The 16,286-nt window shown below is 57.3% G+C and carries 12 protein-coding genes and 1 pseudogene; 9 read left to right on the top strand and 4 right to left on the bottom strand.

All coding sequences use genetic code 11. The features are described 5' to 3' along the window. Positions 1–434: 434 nt before the first annotated feature. The 3 genes from PHA81_RS20005 (at position 435) to PHA81_RS19995 (ending at position 3,789) form a co-directional block, all read left to right on the top strand. A complete protein-coding gene (locus PHA81_RS20005; RefSeq protein ID WP_273838556.1) occupies positions 435–1,097 on the top strand; it encodes a bacterio-opsin activator domain-containing protein in 663 nt (220 codons plus the stop codon). Positions 1,098–1,410: 313 nt separating this feature from the next. Continuing rightward, positions 1,411–2,595, top strand: coding sequence for an SPFH domain-containing protein (locus PHA81_RS20000; protein ID WP_273838554.1), 1,185 nt, complete (start codon positions 1,411–1,413; stop codon positions 2,593–2,595). A gap of 231 nt (positions 2,596–2,826) precedes the next feature. Then, positions 2,827–3,789 carry a transcription initiation factor IIB gene (locus tag PHA81_RS19995; protein ID WP_273838552.1) on the top strand — a complete coding sequence of 321 codons (963 nt, stop codon included), beginning with the start codon at positions 2,827–2,829 and terminating at the stop codon, positions 3,787–3,789. A 72-nt stretch (positions 3,790–3,861) separates the two neighbouring features. Here PHA81_RS19995 and PHA81_RS19990 read toward each other — a convergent pair whose 3' ends face one another. Continuing rightward, positions 3,862–4,842, bottom strand: coding sequence for a mechanosensitive ion channel family protein (locus PHA81_RS19990; protein ID WP_273838550.1), 981 nt, complete (start codon positions 4,840–4,842; stop codon positions 3,862–3,864). Positions 4,843–5,291: 449 nt separating this feature from the next. Here PHA81_RS19990 and PHA81_RS19985 point away from each other — a divergent pair. From PHA81_RS19985 to PHA81_RS19975, 3 genes and pseudogenes are all read left to right on the top strand, one after another. Continuing rightward, positions 5,292–5,776 (top strand): annotated as a pseudogene (locus PHA81_RS19985) (IS5 family transposase); the annotation flags it as partial. A 403-nt stretch (positions 5,777–6,179) separates the two neighbouring features. Then, positions 6,180–7,421, top strand: coding sequence for a digeranylgeranylglycerophospholipid reductase (locus tag PHA81_RS19980; RefSeq protein ID WP_273838548.1), 1,242 nt, complete (start codon positions 6,180–6,182; stop codon positions 7,419–7,421). A 388-nt stretch (positions 7,422–7,809) separates the two neighbouring features. After that, positions 7,810–8,640 (top strand): IS5 family transposase, encoded by an 831-nt coding sequence (locus PHA81_RS19975; protein WP_273838546.1) that lies wholly within the window; start codon positions 7,810–7,812, stop codon positions 8,638–8,640. 400 nt (positions 8,641–9,040) lie between these two features. Here PHA81_RS19975 and PHA81_RS19970 read toward each other — a convergent pair whose 3' ends face one another. The 3 genes from PHA81_RS19970 to PHA81_RS19960 form a co-directional block, all read right to left on the bottom strand. Beyond that, the gene (locus PHA81_RS19970) at positions 9,041–9,466 is read right to left on the bottom strand and encodes a hypothetical protein (RefSeq protein ID WP_273838544.1); all 426 of its coding nucleotides are present in this window, start codon (positions 9,464–9,466) and stop codon (positions 9,041–9,043) included. A 1,021-nt stretch (positions 9,467–10,487) separates the two neighbouring features. Then, positions 10,488–11,132 carry a helix-turn-helix domain-containing protein gene (locus PHA81_RS19965; RefSeq protein ID WP_273838542.1) on the bottom strand — a complete coding sequence of 215 codons (645 nt, stop codon included), beginning with the start codon at positions 11,130–11,132 and terminating at the stop codon, positions 10,488–10,490. A gap of 621 nt (positions 11,133–11,753) precedes the next feature. Next, a complete protein-coding gene (locus PHA81_RS19960) occupies positions 11,754–12,485 on the bottom strand; it encodes a DUF4013 domain-containing protein (RefSeq protein ID WP_273838540.1) in 732 nt (243 codons plus the stop codon). A gap of 378 nt (positions 12,486–12,863) precedes the next feature. On the opposite strand from PHA81_RS19960, the gene PHA81_RS19955 reads away from it, so the two are divergent. The 3 genes from PHA81_RS19955 to PHA81_RS19945 all read left to right on the top strand — a co-directional run bounded on the left by PHA81_RS19955 (position 12,864) and on the right by PHA81_RS19945 (position 15,692). Continuing rightward, positions 12,864–14,456 (top strand): lamin tail domain-containing protein, encoded by a 1,593-nt coding sequence (locus tag PHA81_RS19955; protein WP_273838538.1) that lies wholly within the window; start codon positions 12,864–12,866, stop codon positions 14,454–14,456. A gap of 3 nt (positions 14,457–14,459) precedes the next feature. Continuing rightward, positions 14,460–14,765: a DUF3006 domain-containing protein gene (locus PHA81_RS19950; protein WP_273838536.1), complete on the top strand. Its 306-nt coding sequence runs from the start codon at positions 14,460–14,462 to the stop codon at positions 14,763–14,765. Positions 14,766–15,173: 408 nt separating this feature from the next. Continuing rightward, positions 15,174–15,692 carry a hypothetical protein gene (locus tag PHA81_RS19945; protein ID WP_273838534.1) on the top strand — a complete coding sequence of 173 codons (519 nt, stop codon included), beginning with the start codon at positions 15,174–15,176 and terminating at the stop codon, positions 15,690–15,692. Positions 15,693–16,286: the final 594 nt, after the last annotated feature.

The following is a 16,286-nucleotide window of genomic DNA, read 5'->3' as shown; positions in this document are numbered from 1 at the left end:
TCACCGCTGCGGTCTACAACCTCGAACTGGCCCTCAAACCGTGAATCCCGCTGCCCTCTGCGGATTCAATAGAGCCGATCCAAACTCATTCCAGTACAGTCGCACTATTGGCAGCCTCCTCGGCATAATTGGGTACCGTCTCTGGTACGGTCTTTTACACCCGCTACCTGAAGAAAAAATCAGACCTCGTTAGTGTAGGAAAACACCGACACGACCATATCAATCCAGAACAGCATTCGAAGCAAGCCGCCTACTAATTCTTATCCTGCCAGCGCCGCGGCGGGGGTGGATGCGGCAGCGAGCACTGTAGCGCGTTTGTCACGCGACGGCGTGGACGGTAATCGGAGTACGGGGTGTCTTGGTTGCGTACGGGTGGGTATACTCTGCACAGTCACCAACCCAGCATTAATGAGCAAGCAGGATCGGTAGCGTCCATGGCGACGATAGCAGAATTCAGCATCCCAGCTACTGAATTTGCGCTTCGAGAGACCCTCGAACGCCGACCGAACATGGTATTCGAGGTAGACCGCGTTGTCGCAAACGCCACCGACAGCGTAGTGCCATATGTCACAGCAACGCAGGGGGAGTTCGAAGGGTTGACGTCACTGCTCGAAACCGACGAAACTGTCGAAGAAGTCGAGCTACTCGCTGATACCGAGGAGGAGTGTCTCTATCGGATGGAGTGGACACAGGAGGCGCGGATTGTTGGATACATGGTTGTCGAACAGGGGGCGACAGTCGAGAATGCCACCGCAAAGAACGGTCAGTGGTACCTCCGCGTGCTGTTTCCTGAGCGAGAGGGGCTTCAGGCGGTGGATGAGTATGCTCGGGAGAGCGGATATTCGCTCAATCTTACGCAAATCTACGGTATCGACGCCCGTGAACAAGCTCGGTTTGAACTCACCGACGAGCAACGAGACGCGCTCGTCATGGCGGTCGAGAACGGCTATTATCAGGTTCCACGTGATGTCTCTCAAGAGGACCTCGCCGACGAACTCGACATCTCTCACCAAGCGCTGTCCGAACGGCTTCGGCGTGGAACCGAGAATATGGCCAAGGACGCATTACGTATCGAAGAAGATACAACAGCTGATTGAACCCGGTCACATTCACATGACAGTGCTATCTGCGTTTAGGTCATGAAGCGACTCTTTCTCGGCCACCCCGTCGGTAGCCACTCCTTTATTTACAGGGGGGAGGGCTCCGGCGTGATCAGGACGGCCACACCCCGAGCGGTCGCATCGAAACCCGCATCTTCTAAGACTCTCAAGGCTGTCACCACGGGTCGAATCCACAGAGAAACCCCATATTTCACATTTCAGCAGAAATCTCGATGTATCGGTGGCTAACCCCGTGAAATACGAGATGTAGGAGCAGCCTTATGATCCTGTCACCCGAAATTTAAATCTGATGGCACCCATTCTGCTCCAGACCGGACTCACGCTCGCCCCAGCCATCGTGGTACTGCTGGTGCTGGCGGTCGCGATCATCACCGTCTACAGCGCAGTGGAGATCGTCAACGCCTACGAGAAGCGTGCGCTCACCGTGTTCGGCGACTACCGGAAGCTGCTCGAACCCGGCATCAACTTCGTCCCGCCGTTCGTCAACAAGACCTACACGTTCGACATGCGGACCCAGACCCTGGACGTCCCGCGCCAGGAGGCGATCACACGCGATAACTCGCCCGTGACCGCCGACGCGGTGGTGTACATCAGGGTGATGGATGCGAAGAAGGCGTTCCTCGAGGTCGAGGACTACACACGCGCGGTCTCGAACCTCGCCCAGACCACCCTCCGGGCCGTACTGGGTGACATGGAGCTCGACGACACACTGAGTAAGCGCCAAGAGATCAACGGTCGGATCCGCAAGGAACTCGACGAGCCGACCGACGAATGGGGTATTCGAGTCGAGTCGGTCGAGGTTCGCGAAGTCAACCCCTCGCCGGACGTCCAGCAGGCGATGGAACAGCAGACCTCCGCCGAGCGGAGCCGGCGTGCGATGATCCTCGAAGCCCAGGGTGAACGCCGGAGCGCAGTCGAAAGTGCTGAAGGTCAAAAGCAATCGAACATCATCCGTGCCCAGGGTGAAAAGCAGAGTCAGATCCTCGAAGCCCAAGGTGACGCGGTTTCAACGGTACTGCGAGCGAAATCCGCCGAATCGATGGGTGAGCGTGCGGTGATCGACAAGGGGATGGAAACCCTCGAATCGATCGGCCAGGGCGAATCGACGACGTTCGTCCTGCCCCAAGAGCTCTCTTCGATGCTCGGCCGGTACGGCAAACACCTCACGGGGAGCGACGTCCGCGAGGACGGCCACGACTTGGAGAGTCTCGACTTCGACGACGATACCCGCGAGCTGATCGGGCTCGATGACATCGACGAGATTCTCAACGAAATCGACGAGGACGCCGAACTCGACATCGAGGCGATGGAACAGAAAGCAGAAGCCATCAAAACCGGCGAGGCGACCGGCAACATCCAGGACCCCGACGACGTCATCGCGGAGATGGACCAACCCGACAGAAGCAGCGCGACGAGCGATGGGACCGCCACGAGCAACGCCGAAACCGAGGAACTCGAATCAGAACCCAATTGAGTCGTATTGACGGTCGCTGAGGCCTTCCTCGGCTCTCTTCCCCGACCACGCTGGGCGACAGCACTCGCCATCTGTTTCCGACTTCGACTCGTGATTCTTGGGTGAATCCAGACTCTCACTACACGAGAACGGTCAACGGTGGCGGACGCCTCAGTTCGAACCCGGTCATTCATATAATATTTCTTATATTTGTCCCGGCAAGGGCTTACGCATGAATCATGTAAAATCATAATGGAGCGTCCCACCCGCCAGCGCGAGCGCAATACCGAAACCGAGGAGCTAGCGCAGGAAACGGAGGACGAACAAGCCTGTCCCGAGTGTGAGTCGGCCAGTCTCATCAAGAGCGCCGATCAAGGAGAGCTCGTCTGTGAGGATTGTGGCCTGATTCTTGAAAACGATAACATCGACCGAGGGCCTGAATGGCGAGCATTCAATCACGCAGAACGCCAGAGCAAATCCCGCGTTGGCGCGCCGACCACCCAAACGATGCACGACAAAGGACTCACTACTCAGATCGGGTGGCAGGACAAAGACGCCTATGGCCGGTCTTTGTCAGCGGAAAAACGGACACAGATGAACCGTCTCCGGAAGTGGCAGGAACGGGTCCGAACGAAAGACGCCGGTGAACGCAACCTTCAGTTTGCACTCAGTGAGACCGACCGGATGGCGAGCGCGCTCGGTGTACCCCGTTTGGTTCGGGAGGTTTCCTCGGTCATCTACCGACGTGCGCTCTCCGAGGACCTCATCCGCGGACGCTCCATCGAAGCCGTGGCCGCCAGCGCTCTCTATGCTGCCTGTCGCAAAGAAGGAATCCCCCGCAGCTTGGAGGAGGTCACTCAGGTCGCTCGCGTCGAACAGAAAGAGATCGGCCGGACCTACCGCTATATTGCCCGCGAACTCGAACTCGGAATGCGACCGGTCGATCCACAGAAATACGTTCCCCGGTTTTGTTCTAGCCTCGATCTGAGTGAGGAAGTCCAATCCAAAGCTAAGGAGGTCATTGAAGCCAGCGCAGCAGAAGGACTCCTCTCGGGGAAATCGCCGACGGGGTACGCTGCTGCTGCAATCTACGCCGCATCATTACTCTGTAATGAAAAGAAGACCCAGCGCGAAGTCGCCGACGTTGCAGAGGTGACCGAAGTCACTATCCGGAATCGGTATCAGGAACAGATCGAAGCAATGGGAATTCAGTAGACGATCACGAAGTGAAGCTGAACACTGGCCAATGGCCCCACGCCGATGCTCCATGCCTGAATCCAGCTACAGTTACTCAGCCGAGTGGGGGAGTCGTTGTGAGCTCTCAATCCCCATCCCTCCCGAGAGATCGACCTGCGGGTAGGGGATGTCGATGCCTGCCTCGTCAAACCGCTGCTTGACGTTGGTTACGTACTCGCCGCGGGTTTTCAGGTAATCTGCACGATTAGGATCCGAGATCCAGAAACGCGAGGTGAGTCCAACGTAGGAGTCGGCGAGTGCACCGTCAGTACTCATTCGCACCGTGGGAGCTGGATCGTCGAGGATGTCCGGGTGGTTTTCGGCCTCCTCCATGATGATGTCGGTCGCTGTCTCAATGTCATCCTCGTAGCCGATACCGAAGGTGAACTGGAGGCGGAGTTCGTCTTTCGCGACTGGGTTTTTGATGACGCCTCCTGTGAGCACCGAGTTCGGCACGGTAAGGAGTTCGTTATCGAACGTACGTACTCGCGTGACCCGAAAGGTGATGTCCTCAACGGTGCCGGCGTATGATCCGCCGTCCCATTCGATCCAATCGCCGATTCGGAATGGCCGATCCGTGTAGATGAACACCCCGGCGACGAAGTTCGAAAGGGTGTCCTGGAGCGCGAAACCGATCGCGAGCGTCGCGGCGGCTCCAACCGCTGCTATAGAGGTGAGCAATCCCGTATAGCCAGCGACTCGAAACGCGATACCGATGCCGACGAACGCGACCAAGAGCTTCGTCAGACGGAGCAATGGTTTCTTTTCGTGGGCATCGAGTCCGCGACGGTTCAACAACCGACTGACGAACGGGATCACGAACGCCCGCCCGAGTGAATATAGGACAAACACCGCGATGACGAACGTGATCATCGCACCGAGGATCTTGTAGTAGGGGATATTCAGACTATGAAGGAACTCCCCGACTGGACCGACTTTCGGATTCGAGATGACCTCGGAGACGTTTGCTCCTGTCCCGTTTGGGGTCTGTGTTCCCGATTGCAAGAGCCACGCTGATAGACGAGGATTCATCGGGCGTGTATTGCTGCGTTACCGCATTGTTCGAGTGATTCGCGGGCGTTGGACTGGTCGGGGGACATCATACTTCCGAGTCCAATGGTTGGTTTTGCCGACCTGAAACGCGACCTCGACACCGCTGGCACGTTCGATCGTTCGTCCGTCGTCACGGTCAGGCATCGTTCCTCAGTGTACCTAAAGACGTTCTTCTGAGGTCGAAACCCCCTCACCAGTACCCAGATCGGGGGTAGTATCGTACCAGGTCAACCCACTTGTGCATCCTTCTTATAAAATAACCAATAAGTCGCTAAATGCTTCTTACAACCGTATAGAACGTAAGGATGATGGCACCCGACTACAACCGGAGCGAAACCTATGAATTCAGTGTCACAAACGTCACCGACGGCGATACGCTGGATGTCGAGTTTTCTGACGGGACGACCGAAGAACTCCGGGTGATCGGGATCGATGCCAGCGGATTCCAACGTGGTCAGGCGAGTTCTCACTACCGAAAGCGGGCGGATTACTCGTTTCAGGCGATGAAGACCACGCTGCTCGTGGATACAGACTCGCTGGCGATCATGGACGTTTATTTCACAACGAAGAAGGCCTATGACGGGCATATCGGGTTGCAGGTCTTCCGGCGGACGCCGGAGACCTGCGGGAACTCCTCGCGGACAAAATGTATTCGTGGCGTGACCTGCGTGAGAAATGCCGTACTGAAGCGACGCGTCCAGTGATCAAGCATTGTGAGCAATCCCCGTTGCAGAAGGCTCACAACGCCCGGATCGACGATGATGTCTACAATCAACGGTCAATGAGCGAAACCGTGTTTTCGATGCTGAAGGCGGATGACGGCGAGAATCTGCACACGAGGACGTGGCACGGGCAATTTCGAGAGCTGACTTGGAAGTGTATCGTGCATAACCTCTCGCGGGCGGTCGGCTAACGCTGCCGCCCGCTCTTTCTCTGCCAGATGGTCTGAGAAGCATCGCCGCTCCGTCCGGTGATCTCTCCTAAATCTATCAGTTCTAACTTGACCGCAAAGCCGGGTTTCTGCATCAGCCGTCACGTCGAATCGTCGGAAAGAGAAGCTGAAAGTTGCATTCAGCCACCCAACCCCTTCGCTGTCCATCGATCAACAGCGCATGCGAGGATGCTCTGGATTGCAGAGGCGCCACGTATTTTTACTTTCCCCTGTTAGTTCGATCCGACCGTGACCACAGGCGACGACGGGAGTGGATTCCGTGGAGTGATCCGCGGCGGACCGACGATGGCATACGCGAACCGTTTCGCGGTGTTCGCAGTACCGGTGGCGCGCTGTGACGACATTCCACGCGAAGGAAGAAATCATGCCTGATCGACACGAGGTAGTGATCGCCGGTGCCGGTCCGGCCGGAGCTCAGTGTGCGCGCGACGTTGCCAGACGTGGCTACGACGTGCTCGTCCTCGAAACCGAGAACGAGGCGGAGTTTCCTCGACAGAGCAACAAGTCCACCGCCGGGACCTTCGCCTCGATGATGGGTGCGTTTGGCTTGCCCGACGACGTGGTGATGAACTACACTGAGAAGATCGTGCTCGAATCTCCGAACGACCACTTTACTAGAGTCCAACCGGGTGCGGTAATGGACTTCGCGGATTTCAAGCAGTTCCTCGTCGAGGACGGACGCGAGGCAGGCGCGGAATATCGCTTCAACGCGCGTGCGACCGCCCCGATCACCGAGGACGGCCACGCGGTCGGGGTGCGCTACAACGGCGACCAAGAGGTCTATGCCGACATCGTGATCGACGCGACCGGACCGGCAGCGCCCCTGGCGAAGGCCCTCGATGTGAGCGACCTCGAACGGAAGAACCAGGCGATCGGCGTCGAGTGGGAGATGGATGGGATAAGGGTCGAACACGATGGCTACGCCGACCTCACGGACGCTATGATGCTCCGGCTGGATCACGATCTCGCACCGGGCGGCTACTCGTGGATCTTTCACACCGGTGCGGACACCGCGAAGGTCGGCCTGTGTTTCATCCAGAACGAGCGCTACCGGAACCACCAGACGAAAGACCGGAGCATTGACGGCTACCTCGATCACTGGCTCGACACCGACCCGCGGCTGACGAACGCGAAGCGTCACGAGGGCGGCCAACACCGCGGCTCCGCGCACATCCAGACCCCCGATCGGCTTCATGCGCCGGGATTCATGGCGATCGGCGACACCGTGCCGACGGTGGATCCGCTATGGGGCGAGGGGATCGACACCTGCATGAAGTCGGGCCGCGCGGCCGCGATCACCGCCGACCGGTGTCTGATGTCCGAACGACGGGACATCTCGGGTTCGAACATGTCGGTCTACGACACCCTCTGGCACCGCGACGTCGCACCCAAGGCCGAGCGCCGGCTCTTGATGACGCGGCTCCTGTATCTGGCCTCGAACGAGCGCTACGATCGGCTGCTGGGCGACATGAACGACCTCGGGATGGGGACGCTGGCGGATGCAAATGAGGGTAGTCCGCTTGCGATCGCGCGATTGATCCACCTCGACGATGCCCCACTATTCGGGCAGTTCCTGCGCGATCGGGTTGCGGAGCGACTCGCGTAACCGAGTCGGATCCTCAGAGCGTCGTAGACCGGTCTTCGGAGCTACCTACAGGCATATTCGGTGAACGGTGGATGTTTGCCGTTTAATGAACTCGCCCCTCCCGCTCTGTACTGTCGATTGTCATCTCCACTCTCGCGTAGGGTATGCCCTCGGATACCCTATATCTCTGAACTCGGCTAGGTCGATTCGTCATGCTTAGTCCTGTGTGAAAAATTTAGGGCGTCAATTGATTCCAACGCTCATTATGTATGAGAAAACAACCTGCTTGTCTTCAGCTACCAAGGGGTCACCCGATACGACTATACCCTTTCTCGGGCTCTATTGAATCCGCCGACGGCGTCGGGGTGAGTCGTTAGAACGATTGAGATGAAGCGGAAGAGGAGTCTTTGTGCAGAAGATTCTCTTCCGCTTCGTCAAACAGGCTGTCTCGATTGCACGAAAACTTACTGATGCAGCGCTGATCCAGATCAGCCATCCTGCCGGCAACGGAGTTGCCGGCTGGAAGCACGCCGTCCTGCACTTTCTCCGTGAGCACATGGACGCGACACTCGCCGAAGTCCTCGACTGGGCCGAAGAGATGGAACGTGTTCGAGCCGCGCTCGTCCTCGAGCGCGGCGAGTTCATTGGTCCATCTGCGCTGTGCAAATCCCTTGATCGAGCGCCGATGGCTGTTTGGCGAGAGCTGCTCCGACTCTCGTCGGAGCTGCTCGATCAGTCCGGTCACGCTGCCATCGATGCCACCTACTTTGACCGCAGAGAAGCATCGAGCCACTATCTCAAGCGGTGTGATCGGGATGTACAGACCGTACAAGCGACGTTTCTCGTCGATACCGCGCAGGGTGCGGTTATCGACGTTCACTGTAGCGCGAAGTGGCCCAACGGAACGAACGTTGGCCCGCAGGTCGCCCTGCGGAACGCGGGCGACCTGCTCAGCCTCGCCGCCGACAAGGGCTACGACGACATGAGCTTTCGCGAGGCTCTCCGGGCCGAAGGCGTCCGTCCGCTGATCAAGCACCGTGTCTTCGCACCGTACGATCACGCGCATAACGCACGGATCCAGGACGAACTCTACAACCAGCGCTCGATCTGTGAGACCGTGAACTCGGTGATCAAGCGCTCGTACGGCTCCGCCGTCCGAGCGCGGTCATGGTATCGTCAGTTCCGCGAGATCACGCTCACCGCTGCGGTCTACAACCTCGAACTGGCCCTCAAACCGTGAATCCCGCTGCCCTCTGCGGATTCAATAGAGCCCTTTCTCGAAAAAGTCTTGCTGAGCGCGGGATCTGAATCATGAGGACCAGTTTCTCGCGCTCCTCGTGATTTTCGGGAACGATCCAACAGGAGAAATCAGCCATTCCGTGAACGCACTGGAGTATCGTCTTGGAAGTACTCGTGATCTGCTACCAGGCTTGATCTACCAGATGAAAGTGTCTCGTGACGGATGAAATCGAAATATTCGGGAACGGTGATGATGGCGGTGTGGAGCGCGAGCGATCCATGACAAGCACCCGGGTTGTAGCGTGCCCCCATGTCACTAATTGGCGTGAAGACGGAACGGTGTTAGAGGCGTTCTCGAAAAATCTTCGGTAATTCGGCCTCTGGTCCCTACAGAGGGAGTGTTAGCTGCTTGCTGTAGTCTCAGTCTCCATCGAGGTTCCGTTCCCCATCATGGTCTCGTTTTCCATCGAGGTCCCGTTTTCCATCATGGTTTCTTCGCCAGCAGCAGTCGTTTCCTCCTCGCCAGCGGTGGCTTCCTCTTCGCCAGCTGTCGTCTCTTCGCCAGCAGCAGTGGTCTCCTCCTCTTCCTCAGCGGCGGTGGTTTCCTCTTCCTCAGCGGCAGTCGTCTCTTCTTCCTCAGCGGCGGTGGCTTCCTCTTCAGCAGCGGTGGTATCTTCACCGGCAGCAGCAGTGGCTCCATCACCGCTGGTGTTGTTGCCACCTCCGCCTCCGCTACACCCAGCAACCACGAGCATAACGGCCACGAGGCCAACCATGGCGATGCGCTTCGTCTGAACGCCTTCCAATCGATCGGATAGTTTTGACATCACGGTGTCTTCGGCCTGTCAAGAGTCGGGGCACGTTCTTAACTCCAGGTAGCTGTTCCGAACCTTTTCGGACTATTCCAGATCGTTTCGGGCTTCTGAGTGCGAATTTCGAAGATGAAATGTGTTGAAATGTGGCATGGGACTTTGATGTCGATCACGCCTGAGCACTCTCCGTAACTGAAAGCGTGGCTACTGGCGGGCGAGATACCGCCTCTTATTGACCGACATCGATTGTCGTTCCAAGACCCGCGATTTATCTCGTGGTGACTTGTATTCCATCGTCCCAGTCGTTGGGATCGGGGTCAATACCCATGTCCATTAATGTGTAGGCCGATCGCGATTTTGTCGTCGATATCTCTGGACGAACACGCGAGTCGGAGGTACCGAACCAAGTACCGAGTTCATCCACCAGATGCCCCATCGCTAGAGCGTGCCGTCGACTACGGGGTTATGACGTCGAAGTTGACTGCGATATTGAGCACGAACCATGTTGACGTCGAGAATCAGACCTTGAGCAGTATGAGCGTGAAGTGACAGTTAACGAAAGGGCTACGGTTGTGCGTTCGAAGTGCACACTTGGGGAGACTCTGGTATGGTTGGGATTGCTCACCCTCAACTTACTCTCCCCGATGGATCGCGATCGCGAGTGCGTGCAGCGTTGCTGGCGGGCTCTGTCCAGGGATAGCGACCGAGGCCGTTACCAATATCCTGCCACCGAAACCCATTGTTCCGGGCGCGCTCGCCGCGAGAGTCCGTTTACACGCTTGCTGAGTCGCCAGGACGATGCGCGATGATGCGGATATTTTGCACAATAATGGGGGTAACAGTGTTCTTCTCGGGCGATTGAACAGCCCTCTCGCGGGAAGTGTTACGGGCTACTCCGCTGCCAGCTGCATCCCGACTCGAAATTCAGCCGACTCGACATTGAATAGTACAGATCGAAACCGATCGATCCTCGCTCGACGATGACAACAATGGACTGTGATCGAACGGTGGCTGTACGCCATTCACGCAGCTCAGGTCAGTCGTCGAAAAGTGTCGTCTCGACGAGCTTCGCCGTCCCACGACGAATGCGGCCGCCGATGGCGGTCGGCGAGAGGTCAAGCTCGTCCGCGATGTCGTCGAGACGCGCCTCGCGTGGCTCCTCGAAGTAGCCGTTCTTGTAGGCTGTCATCAGCGCTTCGCGCTGGGCCTCGGTCAGTCCCGTGGGTACACCGCCGTCCCATTCGTCCTGCCGGAACATTTTCTGGAGGGTGAACGAGATGTTCTCGGTGTCGCAGTACTCGGCGAGTGCGGCGAGCGCGTTCCGATCGGGAAATTGGAGTCGGACTGTCCACCCGCGGGCGTTGGTAATCGCCCTGCGCATCAGTCCGCTGAGTTCGCTCGTCTTCGGCGAGATGAGCTTGGTCTCCGGGGGGTGGCGTATCCGATAGACACGGGTCGGCTCCAAGCCCGCCACCAACCCCCATTCCGCAACCGTATGATCCTCGTCTAGTTGTTGTTCGAATCCTTCGCCAGGATTCTCGACGATGTAGAAGAAGATCGCCGTCTCAGGGTCAGTCCCAGAGTGATGGACAACCCGAATCGTTGTGTCGGGACACTCGCGAATCGTAGGATCCAACGACATGTCCGGGTGGCCGATGTCGGCAACAGCGATCACACTCATGACTGATCACTTCGTTGAGAGCATTGTCGTGTCATCACTCGCGATCGCTCTACCGGGCAAGCAATCGGCTGATCGTTGAGTCCCACGCCAACTATCGCCTGATCACATCGGACCGCCGAAACCGGCAGCTGGAACGGGAATGCGCAGGCGGACGGTCGTTGGAGAGGGGGAATCGTTCGTCCGGTGATCGACGCCTGTTCACCCAACACTGCGTATGATTTGTTGACAGTCGGTTAAGCTATTTGCGGCGGTGGTACTCGACATGTAATGACCGATCATGGCACAGACTCAGACCACGAACACAGGCAACCGACACTCGTTCCGACAAGCGAACAATTTTGGAATTGATATTTCGGGACTAAACAGGTCCGCGAAGATTTCAATCGTCCCGGTATCGCGACCAGTGAAAACGCTCGCGAACAGCCCGCTGACTCGGTCGCCGACTCCCCAGCCGAGCGCCCCGATCACACCGCCCACCAGCGGAGTTAGAGTCTCTGAAGCCGCGTCTCTTTGCGTTCTTCATCGGCCTCAGCCTTGCGCATACGTACTCACTCCCATCGGTTTCGTATATTGCGGACTCACCACAGATATCCTCACTATGATGAGTACGTCTTCACCCGACTACGACTCGAATTGACCGAAGCTGGCAGAGGGATCCTCTGGTGGGGAACTCTCAGGCACTTGTCGCCCATCGGTTGCCGCCGCGAATCCGTCTCCCCACAGCCACGCGGCAATGATAAGCGCGTAAAACCCAACGAACACTCCCACGATGCCCCCAAGGATAGGGACGATATTGAGGACGGTCACGATGAGTCCCACCACGATATTCAGCCCGATGACGTAGGCCCACGCGATCAAATACTCACGCGAAGTCACGACATCAGTGATAATGCCGAAATCGAACCCCGCACCGAACGTGCCTTTCCTCGCATAGTTGGCAACCCCTGCGAAGCCGACATACCCAAACGCGAGGGCAAGAATCCACCAGAAGAATAACCCCCCAAAGAACCCGAGGAATCCGAGACCGGCCCCCGCATCCGATCCCGTGAGCAGGGCCAGAACCGATCCACCAACGAACACGCCAAACACGACCAGCGGAATGAGCTGATAGATGAATCCGATGATTCCCGCTACAACCCCCTCTTTCAGTAAGTCACCCCACTCATCGAACACGGGCGGGTGCTCGGCATGCTCCATTCCTGACCGGATCGCGCGGACCAAGTACCCCGATACAACGAACCACGGGACGATGAGAAACGAAAACAACAACGCGAACCCTCCAATCAGCACCGTGATTATCCAGTCGTCCGATTCCATCGGATACCGTGCCAGTGTCTCGATGTCTACGTCCATGTGAACCGATTGAAGTTATGTGTCAGGGGTAATAAACCTTGGTACAAGGTGGCATAGAACTCGTCATACACCTCACCAGCAGCGCGAAAAGCAGTGTCTGATAAGCAGCCAGTAGTGTCGCTATTCAAAGCTAGCGATAGAGGGCCCCTCGACCGATACGCGAAACCTATGCTAACTGTTCTATGACGGCCCGTTGGTAGCGATTCGATTGGTCTCTACATTCAGCGTTCTGACGTCGCCGGCGAACAGCAGGAAAGGGACGCAACTGGGGACAAAACAACTCAATCTTCCAACGATAATGTTCCACCAACCGTTTATCACGCTACACTCTGAGATCAATATATCCGCGATGAGTCCAGATACCCGTGTGAGTCGACCATGAATCGCCGCACACTTGTTGTACTCCTCCTCGGCGTCCTCGTCGTACTCGCTGGGTGCGCTGGGGCTCCCGGCGAGAATCAATCCACGGCGACCGCTGGCACTGATCTAACTGCTGGCTCTACACAGACGGAACGCACAGCCGGCACAGCAGCCACACAGAGCGGGATGCAAACACCCACTGCCACGGCCGCATCCTCGAACGAAGACAGCACTACGACTGCTGCTGCCACGCAATCGAACACCTCTCCCAAAGAGACGCTCGATATCCATTATATCAACGTCGGACAGGGTGACGCCACCCTCATCATCGGGCCGACCAACGAAACCATGCTCATCGACACTGGCGATTATCGAGACGACGGCGAAATCGTCCTCGACTATCTCCGCCAACACGGCATCGACCGCATCGATTACCTCGTTACCAGCCACGCTGACGCCGACCACATCGGCGGCCACGAAGCCGTTATCAACTACTACGAAACCCAAGCCAACGGCATCGGCGCGGTGTACGATCCCGGTCTTGCCTCCAGTTCACAGACCTATCAGGAGTATCTCGATGTCGTCGAGGATCACGATGTTCAACTCTACGAAACCCGTACCGGTGATTCAATCCCCTTTGAGGGAGTGAGCACCAACGTCCTCGCTCCGCCCGAACCGTATCTCGACAGCGAGCAGCGCAACGAAAACAGCGTTGTCCTCCAACTCACACTCGGTCAGACAGGCTTCATGCTCCCCGGTGACGTCGAGGAGGACGGCGAAGGCTATCTCGTCGACGAATACGGTGGCGATCTCCAGTCAACCATTCTCAAATCGGCGCACCACGGCAGCGCCGGCAGCAATACTGGCCCGTTCCTCGATGCTGTGCAGCCACAGGTGGCGGTCATCTCCAGTGCGTATGATTCACAGTACGGACATCCCGCTGAGGAAGCACTCGAACGACTCGCAGACCGCGATATCGCCACCTACTGGACTGCCACCCACGGAAACATCGTCATGAGCAGCGATGGCGAAGCGGTCTCCATTGCTACCCAGCAGACTGCACCCACCAACCCTGACTCGATCCGCGATGGAGAACCGGTCGAACCTGGCTCCGATACTCCGGTCGAACAACGCACGACGGTCACCGTCGGAGCAGAGCCAACTCAAACCCCGGCTTCGACTTCAACGTCAACAGTGACCCAGACATCTCCGGAGACCGAGAGTACGCCAACACCGACCATAACTGATGGTGGAGAACCGACTGAGACATCCAGCACCGCCGGATCGCTAGGCATCACTGAAGTACACGCGGACGCCGAGGGCGATGAGAGCGACAACCTCAACGACGAGTACATCATCTTCGAAAACACCGGGAGCGAGGACCTCGATCTCTCAGGATGGACCGTCGCGGACGCAGCCGACCACGAGTATACGATTCCTTCGAATACCGTTCTGGGTGCTGACGAGACGATTACCCTCCACACCGGCGAGGGGACCAACACCGACACCGATCTCTACTGGGGTTCCGGGTCGGCGATCTGGAACAATGGAGGCGATACGATTTTCGTCACAAACGACCAAGGCAAACGCGTCATCGAGGAGGAATACTGAACAATGCCAGCCGACGGCGAGTACACGGCAGTGGTTGATCGCTTCGAAGAAGACCTCGCCGTGCTGTTGCTCGAACGCGATGGCATAACTGTTGACGACACCCATCTCCCAAAGACGGAACTACCGGAGAGTGGTCGCCACCAAGACGCGGTTCTGTACGTGAGCGTCGAGGATGGAGAAGTACGGAACGCGACCTACAACGCTGAGGAGACCGACCAGCGCGCAGAGCGCGCGCAATCGCGATTCGACCGCCTCTCGCAGCGCCCCTCCGAATCAGAGACAGAAGCGGATACTGATCCGGAGCGATAGAGACAGCCCGTCCGCCCACCATCTCTGCGGACAGTGTAGTTGTCAGATCAATTGTGGACGTCGATCTTGGTGAAGTAGTGCATTCACTAGAAAAACCACTATCCAGCGGTGGGTTGTCACTCGAAACGCGATGTGTCACGACACCATTTGTGCTCGCTGGCGGGCCACAGATGAGCGCGTCGGCACGCTCCCGAAGCCATCCCCTAGCGAGTGTCTGAGTGGAAAATGGGCCGGTCGGTTTGACCCCCGACCCGTGGTTCGCGTATGCTCCTACGCACGGTGTCCCCGTGTTGACCGTACGTAGCACAGGCAAACACACCTGCGCGTCTCAGTACATGGCCCCGCCCCTTAGTACTTGTTGCCGATTAGCATGGCAACGTTGGTGAAACGAGAGAGAAGTCTGTTGCTGTGGCTGTGGTGATCGCTAGCAAAGGATTTGTGTTCGAGGTGAGTACCGCTGTTCAACCGGTACAGGACGTCGAAATCTCCCAGAACCAGAGTAGCGTTCAACTCATGCCTACATTCGACGCCGACACCACGGAGATCAACGCGTTCAAAGTCAAAGATGCCGACTTGTACATCTTCAGTCAGTACTTCGATCAGGAGGAGGTCTTCGACGAGTTGCGCGAGTGGTATGACAGTGAACAGTATCGCTTCGAAGTGCCCGCCGACGAGATCGATCGGATAGAGTCGTTCTTAGACGAGAATTTCTACGATCTCAACCGCGTACCCCCCGATGCGATTGAGCCGTTCTGCGTAGTGAAAGAGAAGTACACCGACCACGCAGATATCCTCCGGAACTCGGTCTATCATACGAGCCGAGGGAGGAACACCATATTCGTAATGCAAGATGAGTTGTCAGCTGAGCGGGCGCTCGAACAGGGCGCGACGCGGCTTGCTGACTCGGACATCGATTTCCAGCTATAGCGCGGTACAGGTTTCCGAGTCGGATCAAGCCACCTTCTCGCCACCCCCGTCCTGAGTTAAAGCGACCCACCTTCTGACCAGTCTGCCCAGAAACTATAGTTTCTGATCACGTAAGCAGATTGGATGGAAGCCAGATGTTGTACCTGCGAAAGCCCGCACAGCGCGCTGTGCGCGCGAGCAGGACCGTGGAGGTGGGTCGGGAGTGGAGGGTGGGTACGCGGTCGGGCTTTGGCCGGCCCGAAGGGCCGGGATTCTTCGGCGGTGCTGTCGCGGTCGCTGTCTCCCCAACCGCGCGCGAGAAACGCGCGTGCTGAGTCAATTCAGCTGATTGCGTACAAAGAACAAGGGAAGTTCCGTCGATCTAGCTTTGCTATCGTGTATAATGAAGATGGGGAACGGAAGGCTCGCAATGTTTTCTTGACTCCCGATTTAATGGCGGATGATGAACCGCTGGGCCGGATTCTTCCTGTATTTGAGGAGGCTGGTATCAAAACTAGACCTGTAGACGAGGTAGAGAATTGGTCGCGTCGCAAGACCGTTTAGACTTCACCTCCAGTGACTGTGACCGAAACAGTACAGCGTATCTTCTTGTGA

Origin of the sequence: Halococcus sp. PRR34 (genome assembly GCF_028617175.1) — an archaeon.
In the GTDB taxonomy this organism is placed as follows: domain Archaea; phylum Halobacteriota; class Halobacteria; order Halobacteriales; family Halococcaceae; genus Halococcus; species Halococcus salifodinae.
Note: the sequence above shows the minus strand (reverse complement) of the source record. Positions and strands in the feature narration are given on the sequence as shown.

Excerpts from the sequence above, each read along its gene's own strand:
- PHA81_RS20005 (WP_273838556.1), top strand. The coding sequence starts at position 435 with ATGGCGACGATAGCAGAATTCAGCATCCCAGCTACTGAATTTGCGCTT.
- PHA81_RS20000 (WP_273838554.1), top strand. The coding sequence starts at position 1,411 with ATGGCACCCATTCTGCTCCAGACCGGACTCACGCTCGCCCCAGCCATC.
- PHA81_RS19995 (WP_273838552.1), top strand. The coding sequence starts at position 2,827 with ATGGAGCGTCCCACCCGCCAGCGCGAGCGCAATACCGAAACCGAGGAG.
- PHA81_RS19990 (WP_273838550.1), bottom strand. The coding sequence starts at position 4,842 with ATGAATCCTCGTCTATCAGCGTGGCTCTTGCAATCGGGAACACAGACC.
- PHA81_RS19980 (WP_273838548.1), top strand. The coding sequence starts at position 6,180 with ATGCCTGATCGACACGAGGTAGTGATCGCCGGTGCCGGTCCGGCCGGA.
- PHA81_RS19970 (WP_273838544.1), bottom strand. The coding sequence starts at position 9,466 with ATGTCAAAACTATCCGATCGATTGGAAGGCGTTCAGACGAAGCGCATC.
- PHA81_RS19965 (WP_273838542.1), bottom strand. The coding sequence starts at position 11,132 with ATGAGTGTGATCGCTGTTGCCGACATCGGCCACCCGGACATGTCGTTG.
- PHA81_RS19960 (WP_273838540.1), bottom strand. The coding sequence starts at position 12,485 with ATGGACGTAGACATCGAGACACTGGCACGGTATCCGATGGAATCGGAC.
- PHA81_RS19955 (WP_273838538.1), top strand. The coding sequence starts at position 12,864 with ATGAATCGCCGCACACTTGTTGTACTCCTCCTCGGCGTCCTCGTCGTA.
- PHA81_RS19950 (WP_273838536.1), top strand. The coding sequence starts at position 14,460 with ATGCCAGCCGACGGCGAGTACACGGCAGTGGTTGATCGCTTCGAAGAA.